15 protein-coding genes are annotated in these 16,660 nt (G+C 62.2%); 8 read left to right on the forward strand and 7 right to left on the reverse strand.

The features are described 5' to 3' along the window. Window positions 1-4: 4 nt before the first annotated feature. From CPI83_RS06945 to CPI83_RS06965, 5 genes are read right to left on the reverse strand one after another with little or no spacing between them, the layout of a single operon-like run. Window positions 5-1,438 carry an aldehyde dehydrogenase family protein gene (locus CPI83_RS06945; protein WP_097387004.1) on the reverse strand — a complete coding sequence of 478 codons (1,434 nt, stop codon included), beginning with the start codon at window positions 1,436-1,438 and terminating at the stop codon, window positions 5-7. Then, window positions 1,435-1,935, reverse strand: coding sequence for an SRPBCC family protein (locus CPI83_RS06950; RefSeq protein ID WP_021345298.1), 501 nt, complete (start codon window positions 1,933-1,935; stop codon window positions 1,435-1,437). Before CPI83_RS06950 ends, CPI83_RS06945 begins: the two co-directional genes overlap by 4 nt. Then, window positions 1,932-3,023 (reverse strand): PDR/VanB family oxidoreductase, encoded by a 1,092-nt coding sequence (locus CPI83_RS06955; RefSeq protein WP_020908820.1) that lies wholly within the window; start codon window positions 3,021-3,023, stop codon window positions 1,932-1,934. Before CPI83_RS06955 ends, CPI83_RS06950 begins: the two co-directional genes overlap by 4 nt. Continuing rightward, a complete protein-coding gene (locus CPI83_RS06960) occupies window positions 3,020-3,952 on the reverse strand; it encodes a metal-dependent hydrolase (RefSeq protein ID WP_019744962.1) in 933 nt (310 codons plus the stop codon). Before CPI83_RS06960 ends, CPI83_RS06955 begins: the two co-directional genes overlap by 4 nt. Further along, window positions 3,952-5,508, reverse strand: coding sequence for an NAD(P)/FAD-dependent oxidoreductase (locus tag CPI83_RS06965; RefSeq protein WP_019744961.1), 1,557 nt, complete (start codon window positions 5,506-5,508; stop codon window positions 3,952-3,954). The genes CPI83_RS06960 and CPI83_RS06965 overlap by 1 nt, the downstream gene beginning before the upstream one ends. Before the next feature lie 183 nt (window positions 5,509-5,691). Here CPI83_RS06965 and CPI83_RS06970 point away from each other — a divergent pair, with 183 nt between their 5' ends. Both CPI83_RS06970 and CPI83_RS06975 read left to right on the forward strand, forming a co-directional pair. Further along, window positions 5,692-6,348, forward strand: coding sequence for a TetR/AcrR family transcriptional regulator (locus CPI83_RS06970; protein WP_019744960.1), 657 nt, complete (start codon window positions 5,692-5,694; stop codon window positions 6,346-6,348). Continuing rightward, a complete protein-coding gene (locus CPI83_RS06975) occupies window positions 6,345-6,971 on the forward strand; it encodes a TetR/AcrR family transcriptional regulator (protein WP_019744959.1) in 627 nt (208 codons plus the stop codon). Before CPI83_RS06970 ends, CPI83_RS06975 begins: the two co-directional genes overlap by 4 nt. Before the next feature lie 4 nt (window positions 6,972-6,975). Here CPI83_RS06975 and CPI83_RS06980 read toward each other — a convergent pair whose 3' ends face one another. After that, window positions 6,976-8,154 carry an acyl-CoA dehydrogenase family protein gene (locus CPI83_RS06980; protein WP_097388136.1) on the reverse strand — a complete coding sequence of 393 codons (1,179 nt, stop codon included), beginning with the start codon at window positions 8,152-8,154 and terminating at the stop codon, window positions 6,976-6,978. Window positions 8,155-8,341: 187 nt separating this feature from the next. Here CPI83_RS06980 and CPI83_RS06985 point away from each other — a divergent pair, with 187 nt between their 5' ends. After that, window positions 8,342-10,063 (forward strand): FUSC family protein, encoded by a 1,722-nt coding sequence (locus CPI83_RS06985; protein WP_031330878.1) that lies wholly within the window; start codon window positions 8,342-8,344, stop codon window positions 10,061-10,063. On the opposite strand, the gene CPI83_RS06990 is transcribed toward CPI83_RS06985, so the two are convergent. Beyond that, on the reverse strand, window positions 10,039-11,001 hold the full coding sequence (locus CPI83_RS06990) for a sigma-70 family RNA polymerase sigma factor (protein ID WP_070795815.1): 963 nt from the start codon (window positions 10,999-11,001) through the stop codon (window positions 10,039-10,041). The two genes, CPI83_RS06985 and CPI83_RS06990, sit on opposite strands and share 25 nt — an antisense overlap. A 277-nt stretch (window positions 11,002-11,278) precedes the next feature. On the opposite strand from CPI83_RS06990, the gene CPI83_RS06995 reads away from it, so the two are divergent. From CPI83_RS06995 to CPI83_RS07015, 5 genes are read left to right on the forward strand one after another with little or no spacing between them, the layout of a single operon-like run. Then, window positions 11,279-12,358 carry an ABC transporter substrate-binding protein gene (locus tag CPI83_RS06995; protein ID WP_019744955.1) on the forward strand — a complete coding sequence of 360 codons (1,080 nt, stop codon included), beginning with the start codon at window positions 11,279-11,281 and terminating at the stop codon, window positions 12,356-12,358. Beyond that, window positions 12,355-13,176, forward strand: a complete 822-nt coding sequence (locus CPI83_RS07000) for an ABC transporter ATP-binding protein (protein ID WP_003940477.1) — start codon at window positions 12,355-12,357, stop codon at window positions 13,174-13,176. Before CPI83_RS06995 ends, CPI83_RS07000 begins: the two co-directional genes overlap by 4 nt. Beyond that, a complete protein-coding gene (locus CPI83_RS07005; RefSeq protein WP_030535349.1) occupies window positions 13,169-14,041 on the forward strand; it encodes an ABC transporter permease in 873 nt (290 codons plus the stop codon). Before CPI83_RS07000 ends, CPI83_RS07005 begins: the two co-directional genes overlap by 8 nt. A 31-nt stretch (window positions 14,042-14,072) precedes the next feature. Next, the gene (locus CPI83_RS07010; RefSeq protein WP_021332204.1) at window positions 14,073-15,419 is read left to right on the forward strand and encodes an LLM class flavin-dependent oxidoreductase; all 1,347 of its coding nucleotides are present in this window, start codon (window positions 14,073-14,075) and stop codon (window positions 15,417-15,419) included. After that, window positions 15,416-16,648: an MFS transporter gene (locus CPI83_RS07015; protein WP_021332205.1), complete on the forward strand. Its 1,233-nt coding sequence runs from the start codon at window positions 15,416-15,418 to the stop codon at window positions 16,646-16,648. The genes CPI83_RS07010 and CPI83_RS07015 overlap by 4 nt, the downstream gene beginning before the upstream one ends. Window positions 16,649-16,660: the final 12 nt, after the last annotated feature.

A 16,660-nucleotide genomic window follows, 5' to 3' on the forward strand; every position in this document is an offset into this window, starting at 1 on the left:
TGCTTCAGTGCCTTCCGTGTAGAGCGCGGATGAGAACCTTGACCAGCCAGTCGATTCGGGCGGTCCGTCGAAACGTCGTCAGTGGTAGGGGCGAACGGAATCGTTGCCTGGTCATCGACCGGGCATAGGTGAACTCCTTCAGACCATCTGGGCCGTGAACGCGTCCGAAACCAGATGCTCCGACCCCACCCAGTGGCAGGTTGGGAACCGCGGCATACATCACGTAAGAGTTCACCGACGCTCCTCCGGATCGGAGCCGATCGGCAACAGCCGCTCCATCCTTGCCGAACACGCTTGCTCCCAATGCGTATGGCGACGCATTGACCAACTCCACCGCCTCGTCCATCGAGGCGACCTTGGTGATCGTCATCGTCGGGCCGAAAGTTTCCTCCGTGACGGCGAGGCTGTCTTCGGGGACGTCGACCATGATGGTCGGTTGCACGTACTGGCCGGAGATCGAGCCGAGCCCTCCGAGAACGACACGTCCACCCCGCGACATCGCGTCGTCGATGTGGCGCCGGATTACAGCCACTTGCGCGGGCATGGTGATCGGACCGATCTTGTCTTCGGCACCCGGACCGGCATGAACTCGGGCAGCCAAAGTGATTGTCTTGTCGATAAACTCGTCGTAGACCTGTTCGTGCACGTATACACGCTCGACGCCCAGACAGGTTTGACCGGAGTTGGACAATGCGCCCCACACCGCAGCATCCGCGGCGGCACCAACATTTCCGTCGGCATCAAGGATGAGCGCGTCCTTACCGCCACATTCCATCAACACCGGTGTGAGGGTCTCGGCGCACGCTGCCATGACTTTCTTGCCCGTCGCGGTCGATCCGGTGAACCCGATCTTGTCGACACCGGCCAGGCACAGTGCCGCGCCGACCGAACCGTCGCCTGTGACAACTTGCAGCACAGGATGTTCAGGGACGACCTCGGCAAACGCTCGGACCAACCATTGCCCGACTGCCGGCGCGAACTCACTCGGCTTGTAGACCACGGCGTTGCCTGCAGCCAGCGAGAACGAGAGCGAACCGAGTGGGGTGAAGACCGGATAGTTCCACGGACCGATCACACCGATCACCCCGAGAGGTCGATACTCCACCGAGGCGGCCTGATTGACCGTCAACAAACTGGAGCGGACGCTGCGCCTGCCCAATACATTTCGGGCATTCTTCGACGCCCACGCGAGATGTTCGAGTGCCATGGCGATTTCGAGCATCGCGTCAGGGTGCGGCTTGCCCATGTCCCGGTGCACGACGTCGGCGAGTTCGGATGCTCGACGAGCGATGATTCCACGCCACCGATCCAGTCGACGAGCGCGTTGCTCGAATGTCAGTTCTGCCCACCACTCGGAAGCAGTTCGGGCGTCGCGCACTGCCTGTGTCACCGTGTCGTCGGACGCCTGTGTAGTCGTGTCGATCTCGGTCGCCGTCATCGTGGAGTTCCTTGAAGTGTGTGGTGAACGGCGCCGTCGGCCCAGCTGCGAGTGACGCGTTCGAGGATCGGTCGGGACAGAGACAGAATCGGGGCGAACAACGGCTGCGCTTGGACAGCGAACGTCCAGGTGAGGCGGCTGCCAGTCGAAGTCGGTTCCAGCACCAGATCTTCGGCGAAGCGTTTGAACCCCGGCAGTGACGCCGACTCCACGTAGAACGTCATTCGGTGCCCCTCGTCCCAGCGGAAGAATCTCTCGTTCAGTGCAGCAAAAGCGCCGGCGCGCACGGTTCGGGTAGTCCCGATGCCGAATGGTCTGGCCGAGGTCCAGTCGGCTCCGGTGATCCCGCGCGCCCACGACGTGAGCGCTCCGTCCGCGGTCAACGTCTGCCACAAGCTTTCGCACGTCGCTTCGGATTCGATCCGGTGAGTGATCACCAGCGGCGCGGATCGGACGAAGTCTGCGTCGGCTGCCGCAAGAGAGAATTTTCCCCTCACAGGTCCACCACCAAAGATGCACCGGTGGAACGTGATCGACAGGTCAACATCGAATCGGCACGTTCGGATTCGGTGAGCAAGGTGTCTCGATGATCGACGCTCCCCGAGAGCACCCGAACCTTGCACGTACCGCAGAAGCCCTGTTGGCAGGAATACGCGACTCCGGGAAGTGCACGTCGTATCGCAGCCAAAGCACTTTCGGACTCGCCCACATCGACGGTGAGACCGGTGCGCGCCAGATGCACCGTGAACTCCTTGCCGTCGACTACCGGGAGTGGGGAGAACCTCTCGCTGTGCACCGATCCGGTCGGATTGCCGGCGAAGGTCGCCGCGCGCACCATGTTCATCAGCGGCGCCGGTCCGCACGTGTACACCGCGGCACCGGGATCCGCAGCAGCGACCAGTGTTTCGATATCCGTCGGGCCCAACTCGTCGTCCGGTCGGATGGTTACCCGGCCGCTGGAGTATTCCTCGATCTCGTCGAGAAATGGCATGGCCGTCCGAGTTCGTCCGAGATAATCCAAACGCCAGGGGATTCCGCGGCGGTGACAACGTTGCACCATGGGAAGGAGCGGAGTGATCCCGATTCCGCCCGCAACAAAGAGGTACGACGGAGCCGCGACAAACGGAAACGCGTTGCGTGGCCCTCGGACGTCCACAACCATGCCGGGTTTCAGCGACTCGTGTATCTCGCGCGAGCCGCCCCCACCCTCGTCGATCCTCCGGACGGCGATCCGATACGAGGACAAGTCGTCGGGGTCGCCGCACAGCGAATACTGTCGTTGCCTTCCCGAGGGGAGAAAGATGTCGAGGTGGGCGCCGGGAATCCACGACGGAAGGGTGATTCCTTCCCTCGGGGTCAAGGTGACACTCAGGACGTCGTCGCACTCTGACCGGACGGACTTCACGTCCAGAGTCATGTCGAACCCGCTGTAGCGGACCGGGCTGGGGCGCGAAAGTATGTGCGCTGCTGGACTTGCTGCAAAGATTCGGCGGTATGCGCCGGTGGCTTGCGCGGCAAACCTCAACGACCGGGTCGGTGTGAAGTCGGGTGCGTCGTGGGAACTGTCGGCAGTCGTCTTGTTCATCCTGCGCTCGCTTCGGAAGAACGATTGGCAGCAGGCGAGCGAGCGAGGTAACGCATGGCGACGTCCATGTCCCCGATCTGGGAAGGATGGAAGCTCGGCCGCAGATACGGAGGAATCTCGGTGATCAGGAATTTCATGTTGGGTACCAGGCCACGACGGGTGGCGCTTATCAGTTGGAGAGGCCACAGTCGGCCCTTCGTCGTGGACGGGTCCTGTCGGAACAGGTAGTTCATCGAGGCGATGAACAGCACGAACAACGTGAAGCTGGCCAGCAGCGCCGTGCGAACGCGTCTGGCGTAGCTGCCGTCCACGTACATGTAGGCGTCGAAGGCTACGTTGCGGTGTTCGACTTCCTCGGCGCCGTGCCACTTCACCATGTCGAGCATCATCGGGTGCATGCCGGCATCTTCGAGGGCGGGATCGGTGAGCAGCCATTCCCCGACCACTGCCGTGTAGTGCTCCATGGCGGCAAACAAGCCGAGACGTTCACAGAGCCAGGCGTGCTTGGCTTTTCCGGTCAATCCTTTGTCGCCCAATATCTTGTCCACGAGCCAGTCCATCCGGCGTGACATCGGTTTCATGTCCATGCCGAGGTCCGCAAGATGCTCGCGTGCACCTTTGTGCGACGACGCGTGTGTTGCTTCCTGGCCGACGAATCCCACCACCTCTTCGTGCAGGCGAGTGTCTTCGATGAGCGGGAGTGCTTCGGCGAGCGTTGCGGACATGGCCCGCTCTCCTTCGGGTAACACGAGATGCATGAAGTTGATGACGTGGGTGACCATCGGTTCGTTCGGCACATAATGCAGTGGTACGCCGTCCCAGTCGAATTCGACGTCACGGGCGGCGATCGCATGTGCTTCGTCGGTGTAGCGGCGAGCGCCGGACGGTGCGACGACGGGTGTGCCTCGGAAGGCGTTGATGCCGAGCATTATCGGCTCCTCACGGTTTCTCGAGCAGTGGTGAGTGCTGCGGACGAGACGGGTTGTACCTGCGCGTAGTGAGCGAGGTCGGCTCGTTTGGTCCTGGCCCGGAATGATCGGTTGAATCCGGGATAGAAGGTGTAGTTGCGACCGCCGTCGACGAGGTAGTAACTACTGCACCCGCCGGCGTTCCACACGCTGGTGGCGAGTCGGCGGTCTGTCGCGCGTACGAACTCGCGTTGCACGTCTGCGCGGACGTCGATGCTGCCGATGCCGCGCTCGTCCATTTGAAGAATGCAGCTCACGATGTACTCGACCTGGGCTTCGATCGTGACGACCTGTGAGGTGTAGACCACGGAATTGGGGCCGAGGATCATGAAGAAGTTCGGAAAACCGCTGATAGTGGTGCCGAGGAAGGCCTCGGCACTGCCGTTCCACGTCTGTGCGAGGCTGCGGCCGTCCTGGCCTCGGATGATGTCGAACGACGGGTTGTCTCCCATCCGAAAGCCGGTTCCCATGACTATGGTGTCGACTTCCCGGAAGGCGCCGTCCGCGGTGAGAACTCCGCGCTCCTGCACCTCGACGATTCCGTCCGTCACCACCTCCACATTGGGTGACGCCAGCGCGGGATAGTAGGTGTTCGAGAACGTCGGACGCTTGCATCCGAATGCGTAGTGGGGGAGCAGCTTTGCGCGAAGCTCCGGGTCCCGCACCTGCCGGCGAAGGTGTGCTCGGCCGAGTGCGGCCAGCCCTTTGAGCAGTGACGGCTTGTACACGAATCCGGGTACCAGGGCTTCTTGAAGCAGGTCGAGTCCCTTGCGTGCCAGTCGTTGGGTGAGCGGCACCCGCTCGAAGAGAGCGCTTGGCCAGCCGGTCATCGGCTGATCCGGATGCGGCAGGATCCACGTCGGTGTCCGCTGGAACACGGTCAACGTGTCCGCGAGCGGTTGCAGTCTGGGGATGATCTGCACCGCAGAGGCGCCGGTGCCGACCACGGCTATCCGCTCACCGCGAAGGTCGTGGTCGTGGTTCCAGTCCGCGGTGTGGAACATCTGACCACGAAACGATTCGAGCCCGGGAAGGTCGGGTGTGGCGGGGGCACTGAACGGGCCGGTGGCCGCGACCAGGAACTGTGCCTCCCAGACGGTTTCCGCAGTGTGTACCCGCCAGATCTGGGCTTGCTCGTCCCACGAAGCTTCTGTCACGTCCTGGTTGCAGTGGAAATGACCGGCCAGTCCGAAGCGATGGACGCAATCCCGGAGATAGTCGTAGATCTCGGGCTGCAGGGGATACAGCCGCGTCCAGTTCGGATTGGGCGCAAACGAGAACGAGTACAGAATCGACGGGATGTCGCACTGTGCACCGGGGTAGGTATTGACCTGCCAGGTCCCCCCGGGCTCCGCGGCACGTTCCAGAACGACGAAGTCGTCGATCCCGGACTGCTTCAAGCGGACAGCCGTTCCGATGCCGCCGAAACCGGCTCCGATGACGACGACTCGTGTTCGGCGAGTTCGAGTTTCCTCGTCACCGGCCGATGGCCCCGAGGTTGGGTCGATGTCGACCATGTGTGACGCCTCCTGATTGGTGCGTGAACAACTGAACGAAGAGTAAGTCTGACATCAAGTGATGTCAACAGCGATTGATGTCAGAATTGAATTGATTGACATCGTGCGATGTCAGTTCGCTTGCCGAGGTCGCCGCGATAACCTGAGGTCGAGAGCACTGCCGGTCAGTGAGAACATGGGGACATGACGGATACCGAGGCTCGGCGCACCGGCCCGCGCAGGTGGCGTGGGCAGGAACCAGAAGATCGCCGCGCCGCGCGCCGGGCACAGCTGATCGAAGCCGGGTTGCAGATCATGGGCACCGAGGGTGCGGCCGCCGCGACCATGCGTGCGACCTGCCGCGAGGCTGCGCTGACCGAACGGTACTTCTACGAGAGCTTCGCCAATCGTGACGAACTGCTGGTCGCCGTGCTCGACGAGGTCGTTCTCGGGGCACGCGACACTATTCTGGACGCTCTCGAGGCGGCGCCTTCCGAACCGTCGGCCCTGATCCGTCACGTGGTGAAGGCCTTCACCACCTACGTATTCAAGGATCCGCGCCGTGGACGCATCATGTTCGTCGAATCCCAGGCGGAACCTGCGCTGTGGGATCGAGGGCGAGAATTGATGGCGGAGTTCACCAATCCGATCTCCGCGTCGCTCGAGCTGATGTACGGCGGCGAGGCAACCGACTCCGCGAACTCCGAACTCAATTCGGTGGGGCTGTTCGGTGCCCTCGCGTTCATCTATCAGGCGCACACCCCGTCCTCCAAGATCTCTCGAAGGCGATTGGTGGAACACATTTCGCTCATGGTCGAAGCGCAGGCGACGGTCAACAGCACGCCCGCGAGAAAAGAATGACGTCCGCGTCGGCCACAGGCGGAAAGCGTCTCGGTCCTGAAGACCGGCGTGAGCAGATCATTGTCAGCGCGGCAAAGGTTTTCGAGGAGAAGTCTTTTGCCGACGTCTCGATGACCGAGTTGGCCAAGGCGGCCGGGGTCGGTCGTCCGCTGCTCAATCATTACTTCGGCTCCAAGCGGGAGTTGTACCTCGACGTCGTGCGGCGATTCGTCTTCATTCCCGAAGTGGCGGTGGACCGCATTCCGCGATCGGCGAGCCAGGAGAAGCGGATCGGCGCCGTGATCGATCGGTGGCTCGACGTCGCCTGGCGTCATCGCGACATGTGGATCTCGACAGTCATGTCCGACGACCTCCGCCGTGACCCCGAGATGGACCGGATCCTGCAGGACGCTGACGACGTTGCTGCGCGACGCATGATGGATGCGCTCGAGATTCGACCGAGTGAAGGCAGCGAGGCTGCTGTTCATTCGATGATCGTGGCGTACGGAGGATTGGCCAAGGCCGCCAGTAAGCAGTGGTTGGTGACGGGAGCGCTCGACCGCGAACAGGTGCACCTTCTGCTGGTACACAGTTTGCTCGCCATCGTGCGTGACGTTCTGCCGGCGTGCGAGGCGGATTCCTGATTGCTCAGAGTGATCTCGCCACGAGGTCTTTCATGACTTCGTTCGATCCGGCGTAGATTCGCTGAATACGAGCGTCGGCGTACATCTGAGCGATGGGATATTCGAGTATGTAGCCGTACCCGCCGTGTAGTTGCACGCAGCGGTCGATCACGGCGCACTGCTGATCGGTGAGCCAGTACTTGGCCATCGCGGCGGTAGTCGCATCGAGTTGCCCGGCAAGGTATTTGACGATGCAGTCGTCGATGAACGTTCGTGAGATACGAGCGATGGACGCACACTCGGCAAGTTCGAAGCGGGTGTTCTGCAGGTCGAAGAGCGTTTGCCCGAACATGTTTCGGGATTTGGTGTACTCGACGGTGAGGGTGACGGCACGCTCCATTGCCGCAGTGGCTGCAACTCCGCAGATCAATCGTTCGGGCAGTAGCTGCTGCATCAGCTGGGCAAACCCTGTGCCTTCGCGGTCCCCGAGCAGGTTTGTTGCAGGCACCCGCAAGCGGTCGAAGAACAGCTCGGTGGTGTCCTGGCCCTTCTGTCCGACCTTCTCGAGTATTCGCCCGCGCTCGAAACCCGGTGTGTTGTCATCGACCTCGGCCACGATGAGCGACACTCCACGCGCTCCGAGGCCGGGATCGGTCTTGGCGGCAATGATCACCAGATCACAATTGCGACCGTTGGAGATGAATGTCTTTGCGCCGCTGATCAGGTAGTCGTCACCGTCGCGGACGGCGCGGGTGGTGATGTTCTGCAAGTCGGATCCGGTGCCGGGCTCGGTCATGGCGATTGCGCCCACCCACTCGCCACTCACCAGCTTCGGTAGCCAGCGCAGTTTGTGCTCGTGATCGGTGTAGGCATTGAGGTAGTGCGGCACGATTCCCGAGTGCACGCCGAGTTGGAGTGAATGATCACCCGCCATGACCTGCTCGTGGAACAGCACGGCGTCGTGCGCAAACGTTCCTCCTCCGCCGCCGTACTCGGTGGGGATCGACATGCCGGCGAGCCCGAGCGTCCCGAGTTCCCGATATGCGGATTTGTCGGGAAAACCCTGGGACGCGAAGCGTTTCTGATGCGGTGTGACGTGTTTGGCGAAGAAGTTCCTTGCCAGGTCGGCCACGGCCTCCAATTCGTCGTCCATCCACGGGGACCGGCGTTCGGTGGTTCGGGTAACGGTAGATCCTTGCGTCATCGTGATTCTCCCGATCGATGAAGTGCGACCCGCGAGCGGATCCGACTCCACCTATCATCCACACTGTTGACAGAGTGTCAATAACGGGGTGGTCTAATCGACCTCCGGACCCGCCTCGAATTCCACGTCGGCCGCCCGCAAGAATGGGAGGACACAGACACGAACAGGCCGGCGCGAAGGATGGGCAGTGGACCCCGAAGAAACATCAGCGGGTCACGAGTCCAACCTCCCGGCTCCGCGGCCGGCGCGCAGCGTCCTGTTCGGATTGCCACCGGTGGGAAACCGGTACCCCGGAGCGGTTCGCGTCGCCCTCGCCCTGGCGATTCCGGCGGCCATCGCCACACTGCTCGGATTCGGGTCTGCGTCGCTCCTGGTCGGCCTCGGCGCATTTGCATCGATCTACGGTGAGGGTCGTCCGTACCGGAGCAGGTGGAAGGCGGTCGGTATCGCCGCGACGTCGCTGACGATCCTGTCCTTCATCGGGGCATCAGTGGGTGAGCCCGTCCACCGAGCCATCGCCGAGGGAGCGCCGACGGTGCTGCTCGTCTTTGTCGTGCTGATCATGGCCGTCGTGGTGTCGACCTGCGCCTTCACCGTCGACGCGCTTCGATTGGGTCCACCGGGCGCGTTCTTTCTGTTGCTCACCACCGAGATCAGCTCCGTGATCGCCACTCCCGGCCAGCCGCCGGTCGAGGTTGCGATGTGGACGGCAATCGGTGGGATCAGCGCGGTGGTCGTCTCGATGACGGGAATCCTGTGGGCACCGAGAGCTGTCGAACGCAGCGCTGTACAGGCAGCCGTATCGGCCGTTGCGGAGTACACGGACGCTCAGGCGGCGTACGCCCCACCCGAACTCACGCGAGACAAACGCCACGCTGCAGCACTTCGGCTGCACGACGCGTGGCAGTGCCTTTACCGCGGCGCAATCGTCGGGAAAGACCATCCGTTGACCCGTGAACTCGAACGAGCGCAGATCTCGATGGCCAGAGCGATCTCCGACGACCACGATCCGGAGCTCATGGCGGACCCCGCGTTCGACGTCGACGAGGTCGGGGCTCACCCGCCTCTGCCCGATCCGACGATCCGATATCGGTTCCTCCGCGCCTGCAATCCGTCCAGCCGAGCGTCGGTCACGGCACTTCGGCTGTCCATTGCCTGCATGGCCGCGGGAACCCTCACCGTCCTGCTCGGCATCGATCGCCCGGACTGGGCGGTGATCGCCGCGGCGATGGTCCTTCATCAAGGACCGGATCGAATACTGGGCACCTATCGCGGAATTCACCGCATCGGCGGAACCGTCCTCGGGTTGATTCTGTTGGGTGCCATCTACGCCTGGAGTCCGACCGGTCTGTGGTTGGTGGCGGTACTTGCAGTCCTGATGGCCGGGATCGAGCTGTTCCTGGTGCGGAATTACGGGATAGCCGTCATCTTCATCACCGCCCTCGCGATTCTCCTCGGCGCGGCCGGTGGTGCGCACGGGACCGTCCAACATCTGATCCTCAGCCGCATGCTCGAGACTGCAATCGGCGTCGTCGTGGCGTTGGTGGTCCTGTGGACGGTGGGGCGCGGTGCGCATCGACGCACTCTGATCTGGGTCGACGAACGGGCGAGTAGCGTCCTGTTCAAGCTGCTGACCGAAATTCGCGCGAGGCACTATGCACCACAGGCGAATTGGTCGGAGCTTTCGGAGCTTCGACGGGACCTGGACTTCGAACTGCGAGGTAGCGCGATGGCCGGGATCGACGCCGCCCACAACGAACCAGAGTGGGCGTCGCAGCAGTGGAGGACGCACACCGAATTGCATCATCTGGGATCGGATGTACTGCACCGACTGTGGTTCGGAACGCAGGTGTCCAGATCACACCTCGAGGAATGGGAGTCTCGTTACTTGCGTTCGGGTTCGGTGTGATCGAGCATCGGCACAGCGCTGAACTTGGCTGGATTCGCAATATCGTAGGCTGCGCACACAACTCCGTCGCGGACAGTGAAGCCGGCAACGCGAGCGGCGAACTGCGGGTACTGGTCATCCCCTGGTGAGCCGGCGAATACACCGCCGAGCCGTCCGTTGACGAGAACCGGTGACATCGAGAACACCGCTGCCGGTCCGTACTTGCGGGCCAATCCCAGGTAGAACCGCGCCACACGATCGCTGCCGCGCACAATGTTGACAGCCGTGCGGGTCGTTCCGCCTGCGTCACCGATCAGGACGGCATCGGGATCGAGTGCATCGATCACGGCGTTCAGATCTCCACTCGCGATAGCCGTCACCAATCGCTCGACGGCGGCAGCATGCTCCTCGCTACTGACCGGGACCGGCGCCGACGCTGCGGCTTTACGGGCCCGCGAGGCCAACTGACGGGCAGTGGCTACTTCGATGTCGAGGATGCGCGCAACCTCGGCGAAGGGCACGTCGAAGCCGTCATGCAGGACGAAAGCAACGCGTTGAGCGGGAGTAAGGGTGTCCAGGACGACGAGGGCAGCAAAACGATTCTGTTCCTGCCTCACGACGTACTCCAGCGGATCGGGTGTCGCTGAGGGTGTGCCCGCGGTGGCGTCGACGGGCGTGACGATCGGCTCCGGAAGCCACTGTCCGACATAGCTTTCTCTTCTGACTGCGGCCGATTTGAGATGATCGAGGCAGATCCGACCGACAACAGTGGTGAGCCATCCGCGCAGCTCCCGGATCTCGAGGTCGCTTCCTTGTCTCGATTGTGCGACTTGCAAGCGTATCCATGCCTCCTGCACCGCATCCTGAGCGTCGCTGAAACTTCCGGTGAGACGGTAGGCCACCGACGTCAGGTGGCCACGGTGTTGCTCGAAGTCCTGCGCAGTCGTCGGCGAAAGCATGCCCTCATGATACGGACCTCACACATTAAATCCGGCATGAATGTAACCGTTGACCCAGGTAGTGGGTGCCGACGTATGGTTTCGGCACTGCTAACGGCTCGATTTTGTCTTCACATTCATTGGAGTCTCACGTGTTTCGGTCTTTCCCGCTCATGTCGCTCAACTGTTGTCGTTGAACTGACATTCCCCACACCTGCCTGTGCCGAGCGCCGCACACGGCGCTCCGGACAGGTGTAGCCGAGAACTGAACCAATCATCTTCTACAGGAAGCAACTTCATGATTCGCCCTCGTTTCGCGCGCTCGGTAGCCGCGGCCGTCGCCTTTGTCACTCTGTCCAGCCTTGCCGTTGCCTGCTCGGGCTCCTCCGACGAAGTCGTCAAGACCGCCGACGGCAAGACCGTCCTGCGGTACGAGGGCAGCACCGGACAGGTCATCTACCCCGAACTGGCCGCTGACCTCGGTTACTTCAACGACGTGGAGCTCAACTGGATCGGCGATACGACCAGCGGCCCTCAGAGCATTCAGAACGCAGCGACTGGTCAAACCGAGTTCGGCGGAGCGTTCAACGGTGCGGTGGTGAAGTTGGCTTCTGCGGGTTCGCCGATCACCTCGGTCATCGGGTACTACGGCTCCGACAAGGAGAGCTTCAACGGGTACTACGTACTCGACGACAGTCCGATCAAGTCGGCGAAGGACTTGATCGGCAAGAAGGTCGGGATGAACACCCTTGGTGCGCACCACGAGTTCGTCGTCCGTGAATGGCTTGCGCGGCAGGGACTTACGCCTGACGAGATCAAGCAGGTTGAATTGATCGTCGTTCCGCCGGTCAACACGGAACAGGCGCTGCGGCAGGGACAGATCGATGTCGCCACCCTCGGCTCGGTCTTCCGTGACTCAGCGCTCGAACGCGGTGGTCTTCGCGAGCTGTTCACCGACGAATCGCTGTTCGGCTCGTTCACCTACGGCACGTTGGTGTTCCGTGACGACTACATCGCGCAGAACAAGGAGGCGGTCGCCGATTTCGTACAGGGAACAGCGAGGGCCATCCGCTGGACGCAGACGCACCCACGAGAAGAAGTGATCGCGAAGCTGACGTCGATCATCAACAGCCGCGGACGCAACGAGGACACCAAGCTCATCAGTTACTGGAAGAGCCCAGGAGTCGCCGGTCCCGGCGGAACGATCACCGATACCGAGATCAGCACGTGGATCGACTGGCTCACCCGTAACGGCGAACTCGAAGAAGGAAAGTTGAAGCCGTCGGACATCTACACCAACGAATTCAACCCGTACGCCAACGGAACGTATTCACCCGACAGCGGCGCTGACGGACAGGCACTGGAGGCAGCAAAATGAGCACAGAACCGAAACTACGGCTCGAGCACGTCACCAAACAGTTCGACATTCGTGGGACCGACGAAGTTTTCACCGCGGTCGAGGACATCAACATCGACGTGGCGCCGGGGGAGTTCCTGGTCCTCGTCGGGCCGAGTGGTTGCGGCAAGTCGACTCTGCTGGACCTCCTCGGAGGGCTCAGTTCACCCACGTCCGGTCGAATCCTTCTGGACGGCAAGCAGATCACGGGCCCAGGCTTGGATCGGGGAATCGTCTTCCAGCAATACGCGCTACTTCCATGGCGAACTGCACGTCACAATATCGAGTTCGGACTCGAAGCGAAGGGCGTGAAGAAGAGCGAGCGACGCGAACTCGCCGAGCATTACCTCGAACTGGTCGGTCTGCAAGGTTTCGCGGATCGCTATCCGCACGAGTTGTCCGGTGGAATGAAGCAGCGAGTCGCGATCGCCCGCAGCTTGGCATTCGATCCCGAAGTGTTGCTGATGGACGAACCATTTGCTGCGCTGGACGCACAGACGCGAGAGTCGCTGCAGGACGAGCTTCTGCGCATCTGGAAGGCCACCGGCAAGACCATCCTGTTCATCACCCACGGAATCGACGAGGCCATCTACCTCGGGCAACGTGTCGCAGTACTGACTTCGCGCCCGGGGCGCGTCAAGACGATCGTCGACATCGACATCGACCGGTCCGGCGACGACGTGCGATCAGGTGAGGAGTTCCGTGTGTTCCGGCACCGGATCTGGACGCTGCTGCACGGTGAAGTCGAGCGCGCTCGGGCCGGCGAACTCGATCCTGCCAAGGAGGTTGCACATGTCTAGCGCATTGGCGACGCCGGAGGTGGTCGCCACCCCGAAACCGTTGGCCGACAAAACACCTGACATTGCGCAGCGGAGCCAGGCCGGCGGCAAGGCGGCGCGCTACATTGGTTCCACCGCCTGGCGGATTGCCAAGCCGTCGATTGCGATCGCGATCTTCCTCGGGATCTGGGAAGCGGCACCTCGGCTCGGGCTGGTGGACAAGGTCTTCCTGCCGCCCTTCACCGAAGTTGTGTCCGCATTCTTCACTCTCGCCGAGAACGGACAATTGCAAGAGCATGTTTCGGCCAGTCTGACGCGTGCGCTGACCGGATTCTTCGTGGCCATCGCGATCGCGATTCCGTTGGGAATCGCGATCGCCTGGTACCGCCCGGTCTCCGACTTCCTCAACCCGATTCTCGAATTGTTCCGCAACACAGCAGCCTTGGCTCTGCTTCCCGTCTTCGTGCTGATTCTCGGAATCGGTGAGGAATCGAAGATCGCCCTGGTGATCTACGCCTGCACCTTCCCGATTCTGCTCAACACGATCTCCGGTGTGCGAACAGTGGACCCCCTGCTGATCAAGTCCGCTGCCTCGCTGGGGTTCTCCTCGATTCGGCTGTTCCAGAAGGTGGTTCTGCCCGCCGCAGTTCCCACGATCTTCACGGGTATCCGCATGGCCGCCGCGTCGTCGATTCTCGTGCTGATCGCCGCCGAAATGGTCGGGGCCAAAGCCGGTCTCGGGTATCTGATCACCGCTTCCCAACTCAACTTCCAGATCCCGAACATGTATGCGGGCATCGTCGCGATCTCGTTGTTGGGTCTGACAATCAACGCGATTCTGGTCCTGATCGAACGTCGGCTCTCGCGCTGGCGCGTCACCACCTGACCACACTTTCACGGAAAGATTCTGCGAACTCATGTCCGAACGACAATTTCATCTGAACGCCTTCCTGATGGGCGTCGGCCATCATGAGGCGGCGTGGCGCCACCCACGCACAAATGCGGCCAACCTCCTGGACGTCAAGCACTTCCAGGAACTGGGGAGAATCGCCGAGCGTGGAAAGCTGGACTCGGTGTTCTTCGCCGACGGTCTAGCAGTCGGTCCGCGGGTCAAATACAACACTCAGGCGATCTTCGAACCCGTCACCTTGCTGTCGGCGATCGCTGCGGCCACCGAGAAGGTGGGGTTGATTGCAACCGCGTCGACCAGTTACAGCGATCCGTACACTCTTGCAAGGAAGTTCGCTTCCCTCGATCACATCAGTGGCGGACGAGGCGGGTGGAACATCGTGACGTCGGCCGGCGCCGACGAGGCCGCGAACTTCGGCCTCGATGCGGTACCGACGCACAGCGGTCGTTACGAGCGCGCCGAGGAGTTTCTCGACGTGACGCTCGGACTCTGGGACAGCTGGGAAGAGGGGGCAGTTGTCCTGGACGAAGAGACCGGAATCTTCGCCGATCCTGATCGTGTCCATCGCATCGACCACGACGGTCAACGATTCACGGTGGCTGGCCCGCTCAATTCGCCGAGGTCTCCACAGGGACGTCCGCTGCTTGTACAGGCCGGTTCCTCCGAGAGCGGTAAGGATTTCGCGGCGAGGTATGCCGAAGCCGTGTTCACCGCTCAACGAACACTCGAGCAGGGGCAGGATTTCTACAACGATCTCAAAGCGCGGCTGATCAAGTACGGGCGTAGTCCCGACGAGATCAAGGTACTGCCGGGCATCGTGCCCTTCATCGCGGATACGGAAGAAGAAGCGAAGGCTCTGGAGCAGTCGTTCACGGACCTGATCTCTCCGGAGTATTCGCTGCGCCAACTCTCGAACATGGTGGGTGTCGATCTCACCGAGCATTCTCTGGATGCCCCGCTGCCACCGTTGCCGGACATCGATCGCATCCAAGGGAACAAGAGTCGATACCAACTCGTCAAAGATCTTGCAGAGAGCGAAAACCTCACCGTCCGTGAATTGATCGGCAAACTCGGCGGTGGCCGTGGGCATCGGACATTTGCAGGGACACCGGAGCAGGTCGCGGACGAGTTGACCGCATGGTTCGACAAGGGCGCAGCGGACGGCTTCAACATCATGCCGCCCTATCTGCCCGGAGGGCTCGAGGTGTTCGTCGACCGGGTCGTGCCGATTCTGCAGGCGCGTGGGCTCTTCCGAACCGAGTACACCGAATCGACCCTGCGGGGCCACTACGGCCTCGATCGTCCGGCGAACCGGTTCTCGCGGGCCGCTGACGCGGCAGAAGTGAGCGCGTGACGGAAACACTGCCCAAGGAACAGCCGGCGATTGCCGGACTCAAGCCACTGGTCACAACGGTTTTCGTGCCGGCGGCTATCTTCGGGATCGGTCAGGGTGCGGCTGCCCCCATCATGGCCGTCACCGCGCGCGACCTGGGCGCATCGGTCGCCGTCGCCGGCCTGATCGTTGCGCTCGGTGGCTTGGGTGCCGTACTCGGTGACCTCCCTGCCGGCCGGATAGTGTCGCGTTTCGGTGAGCGTAGATCGATCATCGGCGGAAGTTCCTTGGGTGCAACAGGAGTGGTGATCTGTCTGCTTGCGCAGACTCCGTGGATGCTCGGTATCGGCGCACTGTTGACCGGACTGGCGAATGCGGTGTGGGGCCTTGCGCGGCAGAGCTACCTCGCCGAGACCGTGCCACTCGGTCTTCGGGCCCGAGCAATGTCGTCGTTCGCCGCGATGTGGCGGTTGGGTTTCTTCCTGGGACCGCTCATCGGTGCCGGCGTGATTCTCCTGGTGGGAGCGCGCGGAGGATTCCTCGTCCAGTTGGTGGGCGTCGTGCTCGCCGGGGCGCTGATGGCCCGCGTTCCCGACCCGCCACGAAAGGTGCAGGCGGGCAACAGCGATCACGGGCACGTCACCCTCCCGGAGATCCTTCGCCGTCATCGTGCCGCTCTGTCGACGCTCGGGACAGGCTCCCTTCTGATGGGCGCCGCCCGCGCTTCGCGTGAGGCCGTTCTTCCATTGTGGGCATTGCACCTCGGGTTGGATGCAGCCCAGGTGAGTGTGATCTTCGGTATCGGTGCGGCCGTGGACCTGCTGTGCTCGTATCCGGCCGGACACATCATGGACCGATACGGCCGTAGGTTGGTCGCGGTGCCTTCGCTGACGGTGATCGGTGTGTCGTACCTGATGTTGCCGTTTTCGACGGGTGCAGTGGGATTGACCGTGGTCGCTGTCGTGATGGGGATCGGCAACGGACTGGGCAACGGCGTGATCATGACTCTCGGCGCTGATATCGCCCCGCCCGAAGAGCGCGCCGAGTTCCTCGCTGCATGGCGATTGACGCACGACACGGGCATGTTCGGTGGGCCGCTCGCGATCGGTCTTCTCGCCGCGGTGTTCCCGCTCGGGTGGGCATTTGCCGCACTGGGCGCGACTTCGTTCGCCGGCGCGGCGATGATGTTCCGCTTCATTCCGGTCTATTCTCCGCGGGTGTCACCCCGGTCGCGCGTCGGGAAACTGTAGGTAGGCTCGCTA

The organism is Rhodococcus sp. H-CA8f (assembly GCF_002501585.1).
In the GTDB taxonomy this organism is placed as follows: Bacteria; Actinomycetota; Actinomycetes; order Mycobacteriales; family Mycobacteriaceae; genus Rhodococcus_F; species Rhodococcus_F erythropolis.